The organism is Paraburkholderia sp. TE9906, assembly GCF_056279605.1.
Map to the genome: position 1 here is coordinate 17,398 of NZ_JBWCCT010000009.1, position 21,086 is coordinate 38,483.

The 21,086-nt window shown below is 58.9% G+C and carries 21 protein-coding genes; 1 reads left to right on the forward strand and 20 read right to left on the reverse strand.

Annotated features, from left to right (window positions below):
- Window positions 1–8: 8 nt before the first annotated feature.
- The 14 genes from ACZ9H4_RS24005 to ACZ9H4_RS24070 form a co-directional block, all read right to left on the reverse strand.
- Window positions 9–1,709 carry a GMC family oxidoreductase gene (locus tag ACZ9H4_RS24005; RefSeq protein ID WP_476121247.1) on the reverse strand — a complete coding sequence of 567 codons (1,701 nt, stop codon included), beginning with the start codon at window positions 1,707–1,709 and terminating at the stop codon, window positions 9–11.
- An 11-nt stretch (window positions 1,710–1,720) separates the two neighbouring features.
- Entirely contained in the window at window positions 1,721–2,209 is a 489-nt protein-coding gene (locus ACZ9H4_RS24010) for a dehydroquinate synthase/iron-containing alcohol dehydrogenase family protein (protein WP_476121497.1), read from the reverse strand.
- Between the two features lie 3 nt (window positions 2,210–2,212).
- Entirely contained in the window at window positions 2,213–2,782 is a 570-nt protein-coding gene (locus ACZ9H4_RS24015) for an iron-containing alcohol dehydrogenase (protein WP_476121249.1), read from the reverse strand.
- Window positions 2,783–2,806: 24 nt separating this feature from the next.
- The gene (locus tag ACZ9H4_RS24020; RefSeq protein WP_408157358.1) at window positions 2,807–3,187 is read right to left on the reverse strand and encodes a cupin domain-containing protein; all 381 of its coding nucleotides are present in this window, start codon (window positions 3,185–3,187) and stop codon (window positions 2,807–2,809) included.
- A 59-nt stretch (window positions 3,188–3,246) separates the two neighbouring features.
- Window positions 3,247–3,525 carry a YciI family protein gene (locus ACZ9H4_RS24025; RefSeq protein ID WP_476121251.1) on the reverse strand — a complete coding sequence of 93 codons (279 nt, stop codon included), beginning with the start codon at window positions 3,523–3,525 and terminating at the stop codon, window positions 3,247–3,249.
- A gap of 38 nt (window positions 3,526–3,563) precedes the next feature.
- Window positions 3,564–4,520: a sugar ABC transporter substrate-binding protein gene (locus tag ACZ9H4_RS24030; RefSeq protein WP_408157354.1), complete on the reverse strand. Its 957-nt coding sequence runs from the start codon at window positions 4,518–4,520 to the stop codon at window positions 3,564–3,566.
- A gap of 88 nt (window positions 4,521–4,608) precedes the next feature.
- Window positions 4,609–5,463: an NAD(P)-dependent oxidoreductase gene (locus ACZ9H4_RS24035; protein WP_476121254.1), complete on the reverse strand. Its 855-nt coding sequence runs from the start codon at window positions 5,461–5,463 to the stop codon at window positions 4,609–4,611.
- Between the two features lie 75 nt (window positions 5,464–5,538).
- Entirely contained in the window at window positions 5,539–6,507 is a 969-nt protein-coding gene (locus ACZ9H4_RS24040; RefSeq protein ID WP_408157350.1) for an ABC transporter permease, read from the reverse strand.
- Complete coding sequence (locus ACZ9H4_RS24045; protein WP_476121256.1) at window positions 6,504–7,463, reverse strand: ABC transporter permease; 960 nt, start codon at window positions 7,461–7,463, stop codon at window positions 6,504–6,506. The genes ACZ9H4_RS24040 and ACZ9H4_RS24045 overlap by 4 nt, the downstream gene beginning before the upstream one ends.
- On the reverse strand, window positions 7,456–9,078 hold the full coding sequence (locus tag ACZ9H4_RS24050) for a sugar ABC transporter ATP-binding protein (protein ID WP_476121499.1): 1,623 nt from the start codon (window positions 9,076–9,078) through the stop codon (window positions 7,456–7,458). The genes ACZ9H4_RS24045 and ACZ9H4_RS24050 overlap by 8 nt, the downstream gene beginning before the upstream one ends.
- On the reverse strand, window positions 9,075–9,971 hold the full coding sequence (locus ACZ9H4_RS24055) for an NAD(P)-dependent oxidoreductase (protein WP_408157346.1): 897 nt from the start codon (window positions 9,969–9,971) through the stop codon (window positions 9,075–9,077). Before ACZ9H4_RS24055 ends, ACZ9H4_RS24050 begins: the two co-directional genes overlap by 4 nt.
- 46 nt (window positions 9,972–10,017) lie before the next feature.
- A complete protein-coding gene (locus ACZ9H4_RS24060) occupies window positions 10,018–11,376 on the reverse strand; it encodes an amidohydrolase family protein (RefSeq protein WP_476121259.1) in 1,359 nt (452 codons plus the stop codon).
- 43 nt (window positions 11,377–11,419) lie between these two features.
- Complete coding sequence (locus ACZ9H4_RS24065) at window positions 11,420–11,746, reverse strand: Dabb family protein (RefSeq protein WP_408157342.1); 327 nt, start codon at window positions 11,744–11,746, stop codon at window positions 11,420–11,422.
- A gap of 42 nt (window positions 11,747–11,788) precedes the next feature.
- Window positions 11,789–12,676, reverse strand: a complete 888-nt coding sequence (locus ACZ9H4_RS24070) for an intradiol ring-cleavage dioxygenase (RefSeq protein ID WP_408157340.1) — start codon at window positions 12,674–12,676, stop codon at window positions 11,789–11,791.
- 113 nt (window positions 12,677–12,789) lie between these two features.
- On the opposite strand from ACZ9H4_RS24070, the gene ACZ9H4_RS24075 reads away from it, so the two are divergent.
- Window positions 12,790–13,722: a LysR family transcriptional regulator gene (locus ACZ9H4_RS24075; protein WP_476121262.1), complete on the forward strand. Its 933-nt coding sequence runs from the start codon at window positions 12,790–12,792 to the stop codon at window positions 13,720–13,722.
- A gap of 887 nt (window positions 13,723–14,609) precedes the next feature.
- Here the strand turns inward: ACZ9H4_RS24075 and ACZ9H4_RS24080 are convergent.
- The 6 genes from ACZ9H4_RS24080 to ACZ9H4_RS24105 form a co-directional block, all read right to left on the reverse strand.
- A complete protein-coding gene (locus tag ACZ9H4_RS24080) occupies window positions 14,610–15,017 on the reverse strand; it encodes a PaaI family thioesterase (RefSeq protein ID WP_476121264.1) in 408 nt (135 codons plus the stop codon).
- A gap of 65 nt (window positions 15,018–15,082) precedes the next feature.
- Window positions 15,083–16,456 (reverse strand): MFS transporter, encoded by a 1,374-nt coding sequence (locus ACZ9H4_RS24085; protein ID WP_476121266.1) that lies wholly within the window; start codon window positions 16,454–16,456, stop codon window positions 15,083–15,085.
- Between the two features lie 146 nt (window positions 16,457–16,602).
- Window positions 16,603–17,838, reverse strand: coding sequence for a porin (locus ACZ9H4_RS24090; protein ID WP_408157334.1), 1,236 nt, complete (start codon window positions 17,836–17,838; stop codon window positions 16,603–16,605).
- A 101-nt stretch (window positions 17,839–17,939) separates the two neighbouring features.
- Window positions 17,940–19,466, reverse strand: a complete 1,527-nt coding sequence (locus ACZ9H4_RS24095) for a 3-hydroxyacyl-CoA dehydrogenase (RefSeq protein ID WP_476121268.1) — start codon at window positions 19,464–19,466, stop codon at window positions 17,940–17,942.
- Window positions 19,467–19,528: 62 nt separating this feature from the next.
- Window positions 19,529–20,200 (reverse strand): 3-hydroxyacyl-CoA dehydrogenase family protein, encoded by a 672-nt coding sequence (locus ACZ9H4_RS24100; RefSeq protein ID WP_476121270.1) that lies wholly within the window; start codon window positions 20,198–20,200, stop codon window positions 19,529–19,531.
- Between the two features lies 1 nt (window position 20,201).
- Window positions 20,202–21,077: a 3-hydroxyacyl-CoA dehydrogenase family protein gene (locus tag ACZ9H4_RS24105; protein WP_476121272.1), complete on the reverse strand. Its 876-nt coding sequence runs from the start codon at window positions 21,075–21,077 to the stop codon at window positions 20,202–20,204.
- Window positions 21,078–21,086 lie beyond the last annotated feature (9 nt).

A 21,086-nucleotide genomic window follows, 5' to 3' on the forward strand; every position in this document is an offset into this window, starting at 1 on the left:
TCTCCTTTTCATTGTGTGATCTCTAGTTTCGCCGCGAAGGGTCCAACCTTCCCGAGGATGCGATCAGCGGCGTGTTCGGCCACCATCAGTGTCGGGAGGTTGGTGTTGGCGCTGGGGATCACTGGCATGATCGACGCGTCCACGACGAATAGGTTTTCGACCCCATGGACCTGGTAGCCGGGATCGACTACCGCACGTGGATCATCCGCGCGGCCCATTGCGCAGGTGCCAACCGGATGACCCATTGGCGCGATCGACGCCAGCAGATCGGCGTCCGAAATCGCGCTGTTATCGCCATCCTTGGCGAGAGGCTTGCCATCTGCCATCGCCCGCCCAATTGCGAAGCGCCGCACGGGTCCCGGCGCATTGAGTGCAATCTTCGCCGCGGCCGCCAGCAGCGTGCCCTTTACACCCGGCTTGTTGAACTGGTTGACAGCCATGCCGGAGGGCAGCAAATACGCTTCGCCGAAACTCGCCGCAACCTCGGGTTCGGCGAGCAGCGACTGCGCGAGCCTCGCTGCCATGACCACTCTTTGGGCGTCGCGCGCATCGCTGAGCATGCGAAAGTCGACCAGCGGACTGACCGCCGGGTCGGCACTGGCAAGCGTGACCGCGCCCAGCGAAAAAGGGGAATAGAGCGCGGACCCGACCATCGCGACATCAGTACCGAACGAGCGCGCACTCACACGGCCGAGCATGAACAGGAACAGATCGCTAGACGGACAACCATGGATTCCTGATGATGATCGCAAACCCGCGACGGCGAATCTGCGTAGATACGGCGCGAGCCGGCCACCGCGCGGCAATGTGAGCGCGTAGAACTGGTAGCCGTGGTTTTGCAGGTTCCGGCCCACTCCTTGCCGATCCACTACGACGGGGATGCCCAGGCGCGTCAGTGCATCTGCAGGACCGATTCCAGAACGCAGCAGGATGGCTGGTGAATGAATCGCCCCCGCCGAGACGATGACACGCTGCGTACGGAACGTCGTTGCCTGACCTTGACGGATAGCCTGCGCACCCACCACCCTGGTGCCTTCGAACTCAAGTCTCGTCACCGTGGCCCCGGCCATGATGGTCAGGTTCTTGCGGCTGCGCACTTCTGCCGTCAGATAGGAGCGTGCGCTGGTGGCGCGTACATTGTCATCGCGGCTCACAGGCATCGCAAAGAAGCCATCACGGGGCGTCTCGTTGATGTCCGTTACGTACGGGTAGCCGCGGGAAGCGGCTGCCTGTTGCATGGCGCCGACAAAGGCCGGCCACTCCGCTGCCGGCATGCGGCGAATTGGATAGATGCCCTTCGACACCTTTTCCCGGTCGTAGTCGCTTTCGATCTTCCGGAAGTACGGAACGACTTCGTTCCATGACAAACCCGCAGCGCCGGCCGCCACCCAGCGCTCGTAATCGGAGGGCACGCCGCGCAGCGCGAACATGCCCATGATGCTCGACCCTCCGCCCATGATTCGCGCTTGCGGATAAGGACGCGGCGCTTGTCCTTCGACCACCGTCGCCTGAAGTCCGGGCCAGAAATAATGCGGATTGAGCGTGGAGCGCGGAAACGTATCGTCGATGTCGGCAGGCGTCCGCTCGGGCGGCGTATCGTCTCCCGCCTCGACCAGCAGCACACTGTGTTCACCGCTTTCGGAGAGGCGCGCCGCGAGAACCGCACCCGCACTGCCGCCGCCGATAATCATAAAATCGAACCCCATCATGCCTCCTGGCGCTAGTCGATGCCGCTGCCTGACCAGGCGCGTTCCAGCAATTCCGACAATGCCCGTTGACCGAGAGCACGCGGATTGCGATAAGGGTTGGCCATCACCTGCGCGACCGCGGTCGCGACCCCTTCGTGCGGCATGCCGACATCGCGCAACGCGAGCGGAATCGAACATTGACGTTCCAGCTGGAGCAGCGCCTGCACAGGATTGTCCGTATTCATTGCGCGACGCAGGTGTGTCATGGCCGTTGGGACTTCGGCCGCGTTATAAGCAAGCGCGTAGGGCAATACGATTGCGTGCGTCTCCGCATGCGGTAAATCGAACAGGCCGCCGAGCGTGTGGCACAGCTTGTGATGAAGACCCATCGTCGTGGCGCCCAGACAGCACGCGCACAGCCACGCACCCATCAACAGCTCGTAGCGCGCGTCCGGATCGTCGGTCTTGCGTATCACACGTGGCAATGCGCTAACAATGGCGCGTATGCCCTTCTCCGCCATCAACTAAATGATCGGATTGGTGTCGGGTGCATAGAGCGCTTCGACCGCGTGAGCCATGGCGTTCAGCGCCGAAGTGGCCGAGCCGGCCGCCGGCAGCGACAAGGTCAGATCCACGTCGTAGATCACTACCTCCGGCAGCACCTTCGGACTGCGCTGGGTCGTCTTGAGGCCGTTCTCCGTTTGACCGAGAATCGGCGTCATTTCCGAGCCGGCGTAGGTCGTCGGCAAGACGATCTGCGGCAGATCGGTACGCAGTGCAATGGCCTTGCCGAGACCGGTAGTCGATCCGCCACCCACGGCCACGACGCCATCAATCTTTTGCTCACGCACCACCGCGAGCGCACGTTCGGTCACGTCCACGGGTGTGTGCATCGTCGCGCCGGAGAAGACGGCCACTGCGCGTTCGCCCAGCAAGCTCTGAATTCGCCTGGCCAGCGATGTTTGTTGCGGTGTGCACAAGACCAACACACGTTGCAATCCCAGCCGTTCCACCTCTTCCGGAAGACGCGCACTGGTTGCGCTTCCGAACACGACACGCGCGGGTTGCGCTTCATAGACGAACGATTGCTGCATAAACACTCCTGGACTCACCCGACGTCACATGCCAAAGACACTATGCGCAGCAGCCGGATATAGATCCAGACGCGGCGGCGTGAAGAACTCGATAATCTCGCACTCATCCACATACAACACTTCATGCTCGACATCTTTGGGAATCAGGATCAGGTCGCCCGCCAGACACGTGCGCTTCTGATCGGCAATGCGGAAGTCCATGCGCCCGGAGATCACCCAGGTAATCTGCTCGTTGGGATGCGAATGCGCAGCGGTGTAGGTGCTAGCCTTGATCTTCGACCAGACCACCATTCCCTCGCGTCCAGTCAGCACCTTCTGGATCATTTCCGCCTTGTTCACCTGTTCCGGCAGGTCCGATTGCTTGAAAAACCCGGGCTGATCAATCGATACGGATACTTCTGACATGGCTGTTTTCTCCAGCGTGCTTACGGTTGACATAAAGGAAATCGACGCATTGCTCCTGCTCACCCTACCCGCTTGTAAAACCGGTGGATGTGTACCTCACTCCACAGGCCGAGATCGAAGAAGGGATCGTTCCGCCTGAACGATTCAACCTCGCTGCGCGACTCAGCGTCGACCAGAAAGAACCTTCCGTTCATTTTTTCGCCCGCATCGTCCATCAATGGGCCGGACATCACCACGTTGATCGGCTTGGTCTCCAGATAGGCCCGGTGACGCACAATATGGGCCTCACGAAGCGACAGCGACCCGGGTTTGTCGGTGCAGTAAATAATCCAGTGCATCTCTTTCCTCCTGACGTTTTAGTCTGACTTTACGGAGATCACTTGCCGACCGCGTCTGCCCACGTGGGGCAAGTCATCTTCTCCGGCGCGACGTCGAAGCTCTGATAATTGGCGGATGTCACGACCTCGGTCTTTAGCGAAATGTCCTTGGGTACAGGTTCCTTGTGCAGCGATCGCACTGCCGCCATGACACCAAGGCATCCCTGTTTGAAGCCGGAATAGTCACCGCTGGCGAGGAGCTTGCCCTGTTTGATCAGGTCGACCGCTTCCTTGCTCGCGTTGATACCCACTACCCGTGCCTTTCGATTTGCGCCGTCCAGCGCATCGAGCGCGCCAATGGCCATCGCATCATTGGCGGCCAGGATGCCATCCACTTTCGGATAGGTCTGCAGCAGGTTTTCCATGACCTGGAGCGCCTGCATCCGCTGGTAATTGGCTGGCTGCGAACTCAGTACCTTGACGCCTGGGGCCTCCTTCAATGCATCGTGGAAGCCACGCATGCGCTCCTCGGATGTCGACGTGCCTCGCACGCCTTCGATAATGATGACGTTGCCCTTACCGCCCAGTGACTTCAGCAGATAGCGCGCGGTCTGCAGTCCAAGCTGATAATCGCTTGCGCCGACAAACGATACGAAATCCCCTGATTGAGCCTTGTCGGCAATGTTGATCGCCGGAATCTTCGCTGCATTCAGTTTCGCGATCCCAGGACCCATGGCCTTGAAGTCAACGGGAACGAACACGACGGCGCTGGGGCGCTTGACGATCACGTCATCAATCTGGCTCATCTGTTCGGGGATGCTGTCGGCCTGGGTCGGTACATAGTTGGTCAGCGATACGTGCATTTCCTTTGCCGCGCTCTGCGCACCCAGCCGGATACTCTGGAAGTACGGATTGGTCTGATTCTTCGTGAACAGCGCAATGCTTGCGTTATCCGCGTGTGCAGCGCTGCCGCATAGGAAGAGTGCCAGTGCCACTGCGTTCCTCAAAATGTTCATCTTCGTCTCCTGTCGACCAGGGTTGGCGCTTTAGCGCCTCGTCCGGTCTCATGCAAGTTGTTTGCTCGTTGAAATAATTTGCACGCCTTCACACAGGACCAGGCTGGCCGCACGCGTCCTCAAGCCACGCAATGACCGCCGTCTCATCCGCGTCAGACCCGCTCTTGCGCATTGCTCCGAGATACATCTGATGCGTGAGCCCCGTCAGCGTCAGAACGACACCCGTAGACTTGCCCGATCTGAGCGCTGCGGCAAGCCGCTCCGTCGTCTGGCCACAGCGCGGCGCGACTGAGAAGTCGCGTCTGGCCACCGCGGCGGTATGGTGTTGAATCAGCGGCGAACCGATTGCACTTGTCTCCATGACATCCAGCATCAAGGTCCAGTCAAGTCCAACCGCTTCGCCGAACACCAGTGCCTCTCCCCACATCGCCATCGAGACGCCGTTCATCACATCGAGGACGCGGGTCATTGCACGCGCCTCTTCGGTCTGCCCGAGGTAGAAGACCTTCGAGTCAAAGCGCTCAATCAGAGATAGAGCCGCATCGAACACTTCCTGCGGTCCGCTCACCATTGCCGTAAGCGATGCGGCCACGTCGCGTGACGAAGGCGCCTGCGTGAGAGGTGCACGAAAATAGCTGACACCCGCGGTTCGTGCAGCTTCCGCAATCTCACGTGAGAGCTCTTCGCTGACGTGGCTTGAGTTGATATAAACGAGCCGAGGCCGCGCACCGCGCAGGACACCATGCGAGCCTAGTGCAACCTCACGTAGTTCTGCTTCGCTCGCACAGGCTGTAATGACTGCGTCGAAGTTTGCCTTCGTAGCGGCAAACTCGGACACGCTCAGACGGGTCACATTGACGCCGGTGCCTTGCGACAGCTTGTTCCGGTGCGATGCCGCTTCGCTTTGCCCGATCCATGCCGCGTTTTGCAGGGTATTAGCCATGGTAGATACTCAAGGGTGTTCGGTTTCTTTCCTGAACGGGTTGCGTACAGGTCTGCTTTCGTCAGCAATCCGCCTCTATGCGCGCGCTTCCTGACGCTGACGGCTCAACGAATCTACCAGCACCGCAATGATGATGATTGCGCCGGTCACGAACGGCTGCCAGTTCGCATCAATATTCAGCAGGTTCAGACCGTTGAGTACCAGCGTCAGCAGCAAGGCACCGATCAGCGTCCCGAACGGCGTTCCGACGCCACCGAACAGCGAGGTGCCGCCAATCAACACCGCGGCAATCGCGGGCAGCGTCAGCGGCGCACCGATGTCACCCTCGGCGGAATTCAGGCGTGCAAGGAACACGAGGCTGGCGAGCCCCGCCATCAATCCGCTCAACGTGTACGCGAGCACGAGGCGGCGCTTGATCGGAATGCCTGAGAAGCGCGCGGAAACCGGATTCGAGCCGATCGCATAGACCTGCTGACCGTAGATCGTGCGACTGGTGAAGAGCGCAGCGAGTCCGAGAAAAATCAGCATCAGATAGACAGGGACCGGAATTGCGAACAGGTAGCCATTGCCAAGCTGCCGGAAGCCATGCGGGAATCCGTAGATCGTGTTGCCAGCCATGTAGTAGTACGTGAGGCCATTGATCAGCCACATCATTCCGTACGTCGCGATGAACGACGGCATGCGCAGCAGCGCGACCAGTACACCGTTGATCACGCCTATCATCGTTCCACAGGCAAGCGCAACGACAGCACCTTCGAGCGGCGATCCGGTCGCCTTGATGATGGTCCCGGCAAGGCACGCGGACAGCGCCACGTTCGCGCCAATCGACAGATCGATGCCTGCCGTGAGCACCACCAGCGTCAGGCCCGATGCCATCAGAAATAGAAGGCTTGCCTGGCGGAAGATGTTCAGCAGGTTCGTCTGCGTGAAAAACACATCCGATGCGAGCGACAGTGCGAGGCCAATCAGCAGCACCGCCGCCATTCGCGATGCAAACTTCGAGACGTTCTCGCCGGGCTTAAGTGAGTTCAGGACCGCGTTCATTTGGTTTTCCATCCTTCAATCAGAAGAGCCAGCAGGACGAGCACACCGACACACGAAACCTGCACCGAAGACGGCACGCCGACGAGATTCAGACCGCTGCGCAGCATGCCGATGGTCAACACGCCAAGCAGCGTGCCCGGCAAACCGCCATTGCCATTTTCGAACGAGGTCCCGCCAACGATCACCGCTGCAATCGCATCGAACTCCATGCCAAGCGACGCAGTAGGATGGGCGGTGCTCATGCGTGCCGTCAGCAGAACCGCGCCAATGCCGAACATCGCACCTGCGAAGGTGTAGATTGCGGTGAGCCACGCCTTTGCCGATACACCCGCGAAACGCAGCGCCTCAGGATTTCCGCCAATGGCGCGCGCATAGATACCGAAGCGGCTGCGATAAAGCAGTACGTGATTGATCGCATATGCGACGATGGCGAAAATCAACGGCGCTGGGATGCCCGGGACTGTGCCGCCATACAGTGCAGGAATGACCTGGCCAATTTCGGTGATGCTCTGGCCACCGCTAAAGATCAGGGCCAGGCCTTGAGCCATCCCCATCGTGCCCAGCGTCACGACGAACGGCGGCAGGCGCAGCCACGCAATCAACGTGCCGTTAAAGAGGCCAAACAGCGTGCCGACTGCGAGCGCCGCGACAATTCCAAGCCATGTATGGCCGCCTGCCTGCATGACGCAACCCAGTGCGATGCTGCTGGCAGCCGCTACCGCGCCCGCCGATACGTCAATCCCTTCAGTCAGGATGACGAAGGTCATTGGTAACGCGAGCAACAACAGAATCGAAGCCTGCGAACCGATGTTGATCAGATTCGCTCCCTCGACGAATTGCCTGTTGAGAAGTGTGAAGACCGCCAGGATGACAACCATCATGTAGGCGACGCCTGGGATGCGACCCGCGGTCGCCGTCCATGGACGCGTCTGTCGTATTGCTTGAATGTTATGCATCGTGCATCCCCAGGCTAAGCAGGTTTTCCTCGGAGAGTTGCTCACGGGCGAGATGTCCCGCGACGCGTCCCTCACGCATCACATAAGCGCGATCACAGACGTGGACGATCTCCGGCAACTCGGAACTGATCAGCAGCACGGCCGCACCGTCTTCCACGAGCCGCGCGATTAGCGCGAAGATTTCAGCCTTGGCGCCGACGTCAATACCGCGGGTCGGCTCGTCGAAAATGAACAGGCGCGCGCCGGTTGCGAGCCATTTGCCAATGACGATCTTCTGCTGATTACCGCCGCTCAGGAACGCCGTACGGCGACCGAGTGTGGGCGTTGCAATGCGCAGGTCGGCGACCATCTTGCGTGCGAAGGCGCGAGCCACGCCGGGTCGAAACCAGCCACCCGGGAACATGTTCGCGAGACCGGAGAGCATCAGGTTGTCGCCCACTGAACGTGTTACGGCGAGGCCTTCCTGCTTGCGGCTTTCGGGGATCAGCGCCATGCCGAGCTTGACGGACCGGTCCGGCGCTCCGCGCCGGCGCTTGCCAAACACCTCGACTTCGCCGTTGGTCACAGGATCGATCCCGAAAGCTGCCCGCGCGACCTCCGATCGTCCAGAACCTACCAGGCCCGCGAGCCCGACGATCTCCCCGGCGCGCACTTCAATGGTCACGTCATGGATACCATTAGGCGAGCTGACGTTTCGCATCGACAGGCCCAGCACGCCCGGCTTTTCGCAGAAACGCCTTGCGTAGGTCAGGTCGACGTCGCGACCCACCATTATCCGCACTAGATCCGCCGGCGTGGCGTCGGCTGGCCGTGTCGCGCCGACCATGCGTCCGTCGCGCAACACAGTGATGCGGTCGCCAAGCGCAAACACTTCGCTCATGCGGTGCGAGATATAGACAAGCGCGACACCTTCGGCCTGCAACATCCGGATCACACGAAACAGGTTCTCGGTTTCGCGCTCGGAGAGCGGAGCCGTGGGCTCGTCCATCACAAGAATCCGCGCATTCTGCGAAAGCGCCTTCGCGATTTCAATCATCTGTTGCTGTGCGACGCCCAGCTTGTGAACCGGCGTATGCGTGTCCTGCTCGAAGCCGAGCAGCCCAAGGACTTTTTTTGCTTCACGATGAGCACGCGCATTGTCGACAGTGCCGGTCAAACGCCCTGCAAATTCGCGCCCTATAAAGATGTTCTGCGCAATGTCCAGATAGGGAGCCAGCGAGAACTCCTGATAGATGACCGCAATCCCAAGGGCCTGCGCGTCTTTCGGCGAGTCGATCCGGACCTGCTCGCCCTGATGAAAGAACGCGCCTTCGTCGGCCTTGTAGACACCGCTCATGACTTTCATCAGCGTCGACTTGCCCGCGCCGTTTTCGCCGAGCAACATGTGCACTTCACCTGCGCGCACTTCGAAAGTCACACCATCCAGTGCGCGTACACCCGGAAACTGTTTGGCGATTCCACGCAACTCCAGCAGCGGTGGTTGTGCGGCAAGGGCAGCAAGCGTGCCACCAGTCGCGGCATTCACGGATGGGTCATTGGGCTGCATTCCACTGCGCTCGAACGGCACCGCACTGCGCAATGCGAGGAGATCGGTGACGTTGCGATTCACGTTCATACCACCCCCGAAATCGTCTCGACCTGTTTGACGAGGGCGATGTAGTCGTCCTCTCCGCCACCGGTGGAGATCAATTGATGGAATAGCGAGCGCACGGCAGAGGTCAGATACAGCGGCACATGACTCGCCGCCGCGCAATCGAGGATCAGGTCGACGTCCTTGGTTTGCAGAATGGCGGACATGGTCGGGGAGAAGTCGCGCTCCTTGAGCGGCGGCACCTTGTACAGCACCATGGGCGACGCCACGGAACTCGACGCGAGCACATCGAGCATCTGCGACCAGTCAAGGCCGCTCTTGCGTCCGAGGGTCAGCGCCTCGCCAATCATTCCCGAAGACACGGAGATCATCAGATTCACCGCGAGCATCATCAGGCGCGCCTCTTCACCTTCGCCGAGATAGAACTCGCACCGGCCGATACAGCGGATCAACGGCAACACTTCGTCGAACGCGTCGCGCGGCCCCGATGCCATCACAACCAGCGCCGCGGCCGTGGCAACCACTCCATTGCCGGACACGGTGGTACGCAGATAGCGGAGGCCACGTTGGGCCGCCGCAACCGCGACCTCGGCCGATACCGCTGGCGACACCGTGCTGGTATCCATGTACACGATATTGCTATTAGCACTATTGACGACGCCCTCGGCACCCAGCGCTACCTGGCGAAACACCGCGTCGTTCGGCAACGAGGTAAACACCACGTCCGATTCACCGACCACCTCCGCGATCGACCCCGCGCGCCTCGCGCCGCGCGAAACGAGCGCCTCCAGCCGGTCCTGCGTGCGATCGAAAGCGGTCACGGTATAACCTGCTTTCAGCAGATTCGTGGACATCGGCATTCCCATGTTGCCGATACCAATGATCCCGACGCGTACGGCGCGCTTCGCATCACTCATGACGTAGCTCCTCAAACCAGAGAGAACAGATAGGCAACGCTGCGCGTTAGTGCGCGGCAAGTAGTTGGTTCAGACCGCCGGCAATGCGCCGTCCAGATTCGTCGAGTTCCGCGAGGCGTTCATCGAGCGACGGGAAGACAAGTTGACCGCCGCTCTTGGGGACTTGACCGGCCACCATTACCGTGTCGACATTCGCAGGGCTGGCCTGCATCACCACACTCGCTACGGGATCGTGCAACGGCCTCATGTTCAGCGTGTCCGCACGAATCAGCACCACGTCTGCCTGCTTGCCGGGCGTCAACGAGCCCACACGGTCGTCGAGACCGAGCGCGCGTGCGCCGTGTATCGTGATCCAGCTCAGCGCCTCGTCGCAGGACACGGTGGACGTCGATGGCAACTGACCGTGCGCCGTGCGAGACCTGGTGTTGTCAAGCGCGCGCTGTGAGGCCAACGCCATTCGCGCAGCCGAGAACATGTCGCCGGATATGACCGACTCGAGATCGGTGCCAAGCGAAGGCGCATGACCGGCATCACACAGCCGGCCTGTGATGGAGTGCCCGTGTCCTTGCGTCATCTCCGTCTCCGGCGTGAGTGAGAACGTCACGCCGCGATCGAGCATCATCCGCAACTGCACCTCGCTCAGGTTATTACCGTGCACGATGTTGTTGTTCGAGCCGAGCAGACCCGCCTCGGCCAGACGTTCCCAGCCGTCAGGTGTCTTGGGTTCGAGCCCGGCGCAATGCATGCTGGCAACCAGCTCCATTTCTCGCGCCAGTTTGAAGTCGTGAACGGCGACGTCGTAGGTCGAATAGTGCGGACCGAGTATCGCCATACCGAGCGTCACCAGGCTATTGCGGTTTCTCAGACGGACCCTCAGCAAACGTTCAATTTCGCTTCGCGGGTGAGGAATTTCGCTGAAATGCTTCTGCCCGGGTTTCGGGTCGGGCTTCGGTGAGCCGTGAAAGAACACACTGCGGATTCCAGACTCGAGCAGCCCGTCGATTGCGCGGTCGGTGTGCGCCGGAGTTGGATTGTTGTGGCACCAGTCACCGAGCGTTGTCGTGCCGCAGTTCAACTGATTCAATGCGCCGACGAGTGTGCCAATATACAGATCGTCCGGTGTAAACAGCGTCGCAAGCCCCGCGTGAACGCTGCGAAAGTATTGCGTCAACGTCCAGTTCGCTGCGAGGCCGCGCAACGCCGTTTGCCACGTATGCATGTGCGCATTGACGAGACCGGGGATCACCACACAGTCGCTCGCGTCGATCAGTTCGGCGTCGTGCGCATCGAGCCCTGGTGCCACTTCGACGATCCGGTCATCCTCCACCAGAACATCGAAGTGGCCCGTGCCGACCTCGGTGTCCATGGATATGACATGGCCACCTTTAATCAGTTTTCGAGTCATTGCCTGTCTCCTGGGATAACGCTTTGCTATCCTATTTTTTTGTTCAATCCGGCGATCGATCACGCGCCGATATCACCTCGTAATCCACCTGATGCCTCGCGATACGTACGTCGCCCAGATCCTGTTTCACACGAATGTGTTCTGCGTGGACAGCGTAGGCAGCCAGCGCGTCGTGCGATTCAAATTCCGAATACAGCACGACGTCGCACGCGTAATCAACCTTGCTCGTATCCACGCCGATCTCCATATGCAGGAGTCCAGGAATTCTTCCCGCGAGACCTTCAAACGCCTCTTTCAACTGGCGGATCGCCCGGTCCTTTTCCTCCGGCGTTTCGCCTTTCAGATTCCACATCACGATGTGTTTGATCATCTGATTCCTCTTCCATCCATCTGCGACAGGTGGAACCTGTTGCTATGCAGCACGACTTTCCACGGTGGCGCTGGCGCGATTAAGAACAAACGTGAAGTCCAGCGTGCTGTATGGGGTATCGATCTGGGTGCCGTCCGGAGCGCGTCCCGTTTCATGACGCCTCCAATCCGCAACCAGCGACGACCGTACGCCGAACACCGCGTCCGAATCGAGGTATTGGTCGCCCGAGCGAAACACATGCGTGATGAGCCGCTCGTATCCCGGCGCATCGATCATGAAGTGCAAATGCGCGGGCCGCCACGGATGCCGGCCGAGCGCATTGAGCATGCGGCCAACCGGGCCGTCGTGCGGAATGGGATAGGACTCGGCCGTCACCGACTTGAAGTGAAATGAGCCATCGGCGAGACTGCGCAGCATTCCGCGCCCATGATTGTGGGTCGCCCCTTCGTACTGCACGTCGTAAAAACCGTCGGAGTCGGCTTGCCATACTTCGATTCGCGCATTCGGGACTGGCTCGCCGCCGAGCCCGGTGATGCGGCCGGTGACAAAACACGGCTCGCCTTTGGCTCCGTTAGCTACGTCGTCGCCATTCTGGTATTGCGGGGCGTTCTCGACAAAGAACGGACCGAACACGGTCGACTCAGTACATCCCATGGGTTTGCGATTGTTCAATGCGGTGACGAGCATCGACAGGCCAAGCGTATCGGAGAGAAGAATGAACTCCTGGCGTTTGTCGTCCGTGATGTGCCCGACGTCGGTCAAGAACTGGATGCCCTTGAACCACTCTTCCTCGGTTAGCTGAACGTCACGGGCAAACGCGTGCAGATGCTGGACCACGCTTGTCATGATCTGCTTGAGACGCGGATCAGTGGCCTCCGCGTGACGGGCCAATACGATCTGCGTAATGGTGTCTTCGTCGACGTTTTGCATGCTGTCTCCATGTATGACTGCTCTTTGAGTCAGAATATAGTCCGCCGCGAAGCGCCGAAAAAGGCGGATTCAGGGAAACATAATCCCGCACAGCGGGAAACTGGAGATAGACAGTGGATAAATGGCTGGAGGTGCAGTTGTTCGTGCAAACCGCGGAGCATGGAAGCGTTTCGAAAGCGTCCGAAGCCTTGGGGCTGTCGAGTTCGGCTGGCAGCCGCTACCTCGCGAATCTCGAACAGCGGCTGGGCGCCCGACTCGTAGAACGGAATACACGGCGTCTGTTTCTCACCGAAGTGGGCGATGAGTTTTATCGGCGATGCAGGAACATTACGTTCGAAATGGAAGAGGCAGAAGCGCTAGTCAGTTCGGCTTTGCTAAGCCCTGTTGGTACATTGCGTGTGACGGCCTCGGTGTCTTTCTGTTCGCAGATCATCGCGCCGTTGCTGCCCGAATTTACCCGGCGGCATCCAAAGCTGAACGTCAGTGTCACTGCGGCCAACCGCTACTTCGACCTGATTGAAAACGGTGTCGATATCGCTATTCGTACGCGTGAGCACGAAGCGGACTCCGCACTGATCATCCGGCGCCTCGCCGAAACACGGCGTATCCTGGCCGCATCCCCTGAATATCTGAGCCGGCACGGCACGCCAAAGTCACTTGAGGAACTCGAGGGTCACAGCTTCCTGATCTACACGCTTGCCAATAATCCCTACGAGCTTGCTTTCACGAAAGACGCGACTACCCAGACCGTCAAGATCAATGGATTGCTGGAATCCAATGAAGGACAGGTTATCTGCAAGGCGGGACTGCACGGTCTGGGTATCGTGATCCAGCCCGTGTACATCATTCACGATGACCTCGTGGCCGGGCGCCTCGTGCCGATTCTCGACGATTGGGATCTGCCTAGATTGAAGATCAATATTGCTTATCAGAACCGCAAGTACCTGTCGTCCAAGGTGCGGGCGTTTATCGACTTCCTGGTCGAGAATTTCGATCATATGGAGTACGATCGCAGATGGACGCAGAAGTGGTCCCGTCGGTCTTAAAGATAGCAACGTGGAGGTGGCTACAATCAGGCTAGTGCCCCGCGTCGCCTCACGGGATCACGTTACTCCGGGGTAAATGTTATTCTCCAGTTGTTTTAAGATAAAGGCCGGTGCCGCGTGGCGGTGCTGGCCTGCATCGCGTCCCCTTCGCCGAGTATCGGGGTCACCATTTCTCTGGGCACCGTCCGATCGCCGTGCCTTCGCCCTGCGTTGCGGCATACGCAACAGTGCGCCGCAATACCTCGCGGTACCATGCCGACGCGACTCCCATGCAACTTCTTTCGCACTTTGCCGGACTCTGCGTCAGACCATTGCCGAATGGCGAGGGGAATGTGATCATGCATTTTCGCACCCGTCGGCGCCGCGTCAGACTTGCTACATTGCTGGACATGCTGTTGCGCTACGCGCACTCGGTTCATTGTTGGCGAAGGATACGGCCCAGATCGAAACTCACTTCGCGCTGGCTAATCTGTGGATGGCGCGCAAGATGCTGTGGAGGCCAACGAAGACCGAAGGGGCGTCGTCAAGGTGCAGCGATTGCCGCCAGGACGCGACCGGTAGCCGTTTAACGGAGTGCACAGGACGATGCAATCTTCACCCTGAGTGTGCCGGTTAGAACTCCAAAGCAGAAAACAGGTTGTTCAGATCTTCCGTTACTTGCCAGAAAGTGGTCGGCAAATCATTTCAACGACTGCAAGCGATGCGTCTAAGTGAGAGGAAACATGTTGGCCATTTTCCTGCAGGCGCCAGGCTCACTGCAAAATTCATCTCAGACGCAATAGAGGCCTAACACCAATCGCAGACCGGAGATTGCTGGCTTTGTGGAGACTGCACTGAAAACCACTTCTCGAATGCTGATCAATGTTTGGGAAGATACCGGGCGGACCTCATCTCGCGGAACCCGCACCAAGATAGCTCCCCCGGCCGCTTGCAACTAGCTTTCCACCGCGGTCGTAAACTAATACGTCCGCAGTGGAAATCGTCCTACCAATGTGGACGGGCCGCGCCACAGCCGTCAGTTCCCCTGGCCCGGCTCGCCGATGGTAGTCAACGCTCAGGCTGATAGTAGGTAGCGCACCACCTACGACGGCGGCCAATGCATAGTTGCCTGCTCCATCGATAATTGTTGCGATAATTCCGCCGTGTATCGACTGCCGCTCCGGACTAGAAATCAATTCTTCACGCCAACGAATAGCAATCGTCACTCGCCCGGGCGCGATCTCACGAACGGTCATCCCTAACCATTGGTTCATCGGCGAGCGGTCAACGATCGCTTGAAGGTCTCGTTCATTCATGACTTGCTAACGTCCGATAAAGTTCGAACCAAAGAAAGGTTTCCAGAAAACGGTGCCACAGGAAGCTACGTGTTGTCAGCAGCAACCGCCTGTTGAGTTGAATTGCCCGACCTCCCGCCGCCGAGTCTTCCCCTAAATCGACCCAATGCAAAAAGGGATACTGTCGCAACCAGCGCCGGAATGACGAGGACCAGGATGATTCCCCGAATTCCAAGTCCGGCGGCCATCATCAGTCCTCCTGCGACTGAGCCGAGCGCCGCCCCAATCCGTCCAACCGCGTTGGCCCACGACACCCCAGTTGCACGGTTACCCGTCGGGTAATAGCCGGAAGCGAGTGCATAGGCGCCGATATTTCCACCGCTCACCAAAAAACCAAGCGCGAACACCGCGAGCACAATGAGACTTTTGCTTTCGCCAGCGAATGCGCAGACGACGAGCATCGGCACCGCCGTCAAATACGACCATGCCAAAACTCGCTGCGAGTCATACCTATCCATTTGACGCCCCAGCCAGATACTTCCCAGTGCAGCTCCTACCTGATGCATCATCGATATCAGGGCAGCCGACTTGAGCGAAATCCCAGCGCTCGAAAGAAGCATCGGCATCCAGCTGGTCAACAGATAGATTATCAACAGGCTGCAAAAGAAGATCGCCCAGATCAGCAGCGTGCCTAACGCCACCTCTCGAGAGAACAGCTCTCTGACGGGTGAGTGTTGAATCTTCTCGTCGGCGAGCAATCTCGGCACGACATTTCCCGGTGCAACTATCCGAGAAGCGATGCACTCAGCTCGCACGCTAGCCGCGGAACTCCCGAACAGCAAAAGATACCGGATCGACTCGGGCATGAGGACCATCAAAAAAGGCACAAGCAACATCGGCAGTATTCCGCCAACAAGGAAAACTCCTTGCCATCCAACGGTATCGACAATTGCCGCTGTAAGTAGCCCCCCAGCAGATGCACCGATCGTGAAGCCGCAAAACATCAGCGTCACATAGCTCGACCGCTTTCGCTCCGGACAGTACTCCGACGTCAACGTGATGGAGTTCGGCATCGCGCCGCCCAAGCCAATTCCCGTCAGAAATCTCAGCGCTGCAAGGTACTGGATGTCCGAGGCGAAGGCAGAAGCGAGACTGCCGAAGCCGAACACCACGACAGATGCAATAAGCACGGTCTTTCTACCATATCGGTCCGCGACGGGCCCCAGGAGAATGCCACCTGCCATCGTCCCCAACAGACCCAGGCCGAATAACGGAGAAAGCGCAGCCGCCGTAACGTGCCAATGCTGCCGAATCGCGGGGCCGACAAAGCCCACGCATGCAGCGTCGAATCCATCCAGCCCCGCGACGAGAAAACAAAAGAAAATGACCCTCTTCTGATAATCGGACATGGGCTGGGAATCGATGAACTGATCGACTCGTTGAACTTTGCTATTAAGCATGCTTGTCTCCTCCATGCATGAGCTTCCCCGCCTCCGAGGCTGGCGACCCGGCAGGCCAGACGACTCCGGGCTCTGGCGAAGCTGCGAGAACGGACGACACTGCTCATATCGCCCGTCTGTTTCACCCCACGCGTCTCGGGTCGTGCCTAGAACCGCTGCACAATGCCCACGCGACCAACGAATTGATGGTTCGTGCTCGAGGGCGTCATCAAATCGATGTTGGCGACCGTGGGTTGCCCCAACGAATCCGTACCAGATGCCGTCTGATAGACGCCGTAAAGATAGACTTCCGTACGCTTGGAGAAGAAGTACTGCAGCGAAACGATGCCTTGGTTGTAGGTTGCCGATCCGTTACCGACCGCGCCGCCGCCGTGCGTATACGTGTAGCCTCCGCCAATGAGAAACGCCGGTGTTGCCGCATACGAGACGGTGGCGGTCGCCGTGTTGAAAACCGCCGTTCCGTGGTAGCCGAAAGGATTCGGACCCGCGGTCAGATCCCCAAGATTGTCGAAGGCGGTATGACTGAACGATGCCGCGAGCGTGGCCTTGCCGACCTTGTAGCTTGCTCCGGCCGAGTAGATCTCGAGTGTGCGCGCAGACGCGTAACCTGCGTAGATGGGGTTAGATTGGGCCGTCGTGAGCGAACCAACGGACCCCATGTTGCTCACCGTAGCCCCTCCGGAATTCGGATTAACGCCAAATGAAGAAAGGTTCGGATCGCGTGCGTTGAAGTAGCCGGCACCGACCGAAAAGTTACCTGCCTCATAATTTGCTCCAAGCGCCCAAGCCTGACTGCCGGTGAAATCGCCCGCTTTACCACCCAGCGAGTACGTACCGCCGAAAGACAGCCCACGGTAGCCGTGGCTCACATACTTGATCGCGTTATTCATGCGACGGGTGTGACCGAGTCCATCAACGTCGCCCGGCGTCGTGCCCGAAAGCCCAGCAACAATGAACGGCGAATAGCTGGAGACGAAATCGGCCTGTGAATCGTACTGTCGACCGAACATGACGGTGCCGTACGTATCGCTTTTGAGTCCGATATAGGCTTGTCGGCCGAACATGGCGCCGCCTTGACCCAGTGCGCCGTTGGTGGGATTGAACCCGTTTTCGAGGGTGAAGATCGCCGATAGACCATCGCCCAGTTCCTCGGACCCTCGCAGCCCCCATCGGCTTCCGTAACCGCGGGTCGCGCCATCGGTCATGTTCACGAGTGAACGGCCGTTCAGAGCGCCATTCGTACCGCGCCCTGTTTGCGCATCGTTCGTGTAGTTGATCCCGACGTCGAGAAGACCGTACAGCGTGACCGAACTCTGCGCGTGAGCCGCATTGACAGCAGCAAGCGCCACGATCGGACCAAGGATGAATACCGTTTTTTTCATGTTGTCTCCACTGAAATTACTTACTTGATTAGTTATACTTATTTACTGATTCAATATAAGCCGACGATGTGGCGTGGGTTATTGGTCGTGGGTCCCCCTACTCAGTCGGCTGAAAACGTCAATGACGTGGAAAGTTGAACTCGTCGGGTCAGCCACGGCGAGGGGCGATAACGAGGATCGCCGAGTGCTGCACTCATGTTCCTGAGAATCTCGAGAATCCGCGCAGCACCGAATTTGTCGCCCATCGCAAGCGGGCCGAGCGGATAGCCCAGGCCTAGTGTCACGGCAAGATCGATATCAGCGGGAGTTGCTATTCGTTGCTGCGCGATGTCACAACCGATATTCACGATCGTGGCAATAACGCGCTGAGCGACAAAACCCGCCGAATCAGCGATAACCGCTACTGCGGATCCATCGTGCGCAAAGAGTGCACGGGCCTGCTCACGCATATTCCGGGTCGTCAGCGGTGTTGTCATCAAGGTCCTGCGCCTTGCTGTCCCAAATGGCACGAGACAATCGACTGCAACAACGCGAGTAGCATCGAGGCCTTCTTCGACAGCCGCCGTGGTAGCGTCCTTGCCAAACGGCGCGACAACGATCAACGCGCGATCTGAAGGCCGCTCGTCCCGCTCGATTGCAATACCGGTCGGCCCGATCAACGAGCGGACATGTCTATAAGCTTCCGGGTCGCGTGCGCTAATCCACACGCTCACGGGAAGATCTGGCCCGACGTCCTCCGGTGCAGGCCGAACTTTCTTTCCGTCCGCATATTGGTAAAACCCGACCCCCGACTTTCGGCCGATCAGACCACCCGCGAGGCGCACGGCCGTGATCGGCGACGGTCGAAAGCGCGGCTCCTCGTAAAACTGGTGATAAATGGACTCCATCACCGGATGTGATACGTCGAGCGAAGTGAGGTCCATCAACTCGAACGGACCAAGGCGAAACCCCGCCTGTTCCCGCATGATGTCGTCAACCTCGACAAAGTCGGCGACGCCCTCCGCAACAATGCGCAGTCCCTCGGTATTCATGCCACGGCCGGCGTGATTGACGATAAAACCGGGCATGTCCTTGGCACGAACCGGCGTGTGTCCGAGCCGGCGTGCAAGGTCCGTCAGCATATCGCCTGTCGATTTTTCGCCCTTCAGTCCGTCGATCACTTCGACAACCTTCATCAGCGGCACGGGATTGAAAAAATGAAACCCCGCGACGCGTGACGGACGGGTACATACCGCCGAGATTGCGGTGATCGAAAGCGACGACGTGTTCGAAGCGAGAATGCAGTCTTCGCGTACGAGAGCGTCGAGCTTCCTGAACAACGTTCGCTTTACATCCAGATCTTCCGCAATTGCCTCGATAACCACGTCGCAGTTTTTGAGCGCTTCCAGCGACTCTGCTGCGTGAATGCGCGCATCGGCTTGCTCGGCCTCGGTCAGCGTTAGTTTGCCCTTGACGGCGAGCATGGACAATGTGTCGCTCAGGTGCGCAACCGCGGCATCGATGGCCGCGGGGTCTATGTCGTGCAGATAGACCTCTATTCCCGCAAGCGCGGTGATTTGCGCAATACCGCGCCCCATGGCCCCCGAGCCGACTACTCCGACTGAATGTACGGTGATATTCTTTGCCATGACTAGACTCTTGAATCTCGCCGATCCGACCGCGGTGACCGCGGCCAGAACCGAGATCGTGTTCACTTGTGGTGGTTACGTGCACGAAGTGCGTTCATCGCCGACCGTGCAGGCAGATAAGACGGATCGCCCAGCTGTTCGTAGAGGGCCAACGACGTATCCGCGTGCTCAGCCAGCCCGGTCCGGCTGAGCAGCGCGAGAGGGCCCTCCGGATAACCCAGGCCCATCTTCAGCGTGGTGTCCAAATCCTCGGCTGTGGCGAGCTTCTCGTCGTAGCGACGCAGCACGGCGTTGTAATACGGACGAACCAGCCGGTTCACGATTCGTCCTGGAAAGTCGTTGCACACTGCGACGACCAACCCGGCGTTTTCAAAACAGCTTTTGAGCTTCTTAAGCGCCGTTTCGTCATAATCGCGGGGGGTGACAATTTCCACGAGTTGCGTGGGCGCAGCGTTGCCGAGCTGGAAACGCGCGAATCCGAATACACGCTTGACTGCTTCGCGGGCCTCCGGCGTTGTGCCGGTTGATTCGGTATAAACGCCAAGACACTCGTCCTTCAATTCGATAGCGACAATCGCCCCACTTTGAGGTGTTTCGCCGTCGCGGACAAATTGCTTGCCGGCATCGTCGCCGAAATACACAAGACAGTCGCCCTGCGCCGACGCGCCATCGACAAAAGCATGCTGATCAGGAAACGAACGACTGTCGCCAGTCCATTTGATGGAGTAATTCATGTCACGCTCCAAACATCTTCGTGTCGGTATATTCATGAAAACCGCGACCCGACTTCTTGCCAACCCAGCCTGCTGCGATCATTCGCTTCACCAGCGGCGGGCATGCGGCGCGGTCCTCGTTGGTCAAGCCGTGCATCGCCTCGCAAAGAAGGCGCTGCGTATCCATCCCGATAAGATCAAGCAACTCGAGCGGCCCCATTGGGTATCCCAATGCCGTCTTGATCGCCTTATCGATTTCCGCGGGTGCAGCTACGCCCGCTTCAACGAGACGAATGGCGTCGTTGTTATAGGGGATAAGAAAGTAGTTGAGGATGAAGCCCGGCGTATCTCTGGTTTGCACAGGCTTTTGACCCAGTTTCAGCGCGAATTCCCAAGCGCGTTGCCACGTGTCGGCACTGGTCGTAAGTCCCGGGGACATTTCGATCAGCTTCATCAACTGCGCGGGCAAGCAAAAATGCATGCCAACGAAGCGATCGGGACGGCCCGAGCCGCCGGCGATTTCGGTGATCGAGATCGTCGAAGTGTTGGACGCGAAAATGGTTTCCGGACCGCAAATCTTGTCGAGCGACGAGAAAAGCGCGTGCTTCACTTTCAGGTCTTCGAAGACCGCTTCGATGACCACATCGCTGCACGACAGATCGTCCAGCGACGTCGTGCACGACCATCTGCCAAGGATGGATGCGACCTCTTCGGCGCTGAGCTTTCCTCTCGCCACCGATTTGTTCAGGAAGGCTTCCGTTTGGGTTCGCGCTCGGTCAAGCGCATCCTGACGCGTGTCGTATACGATCGTCCGGAAACCCGCACGTGCCGCAACGATGGCGATTCCGGTACCCATCGTGCCACTGCCGGCCACGGTTACTGTGTTGATTGTTCCCACGTCTTCTCC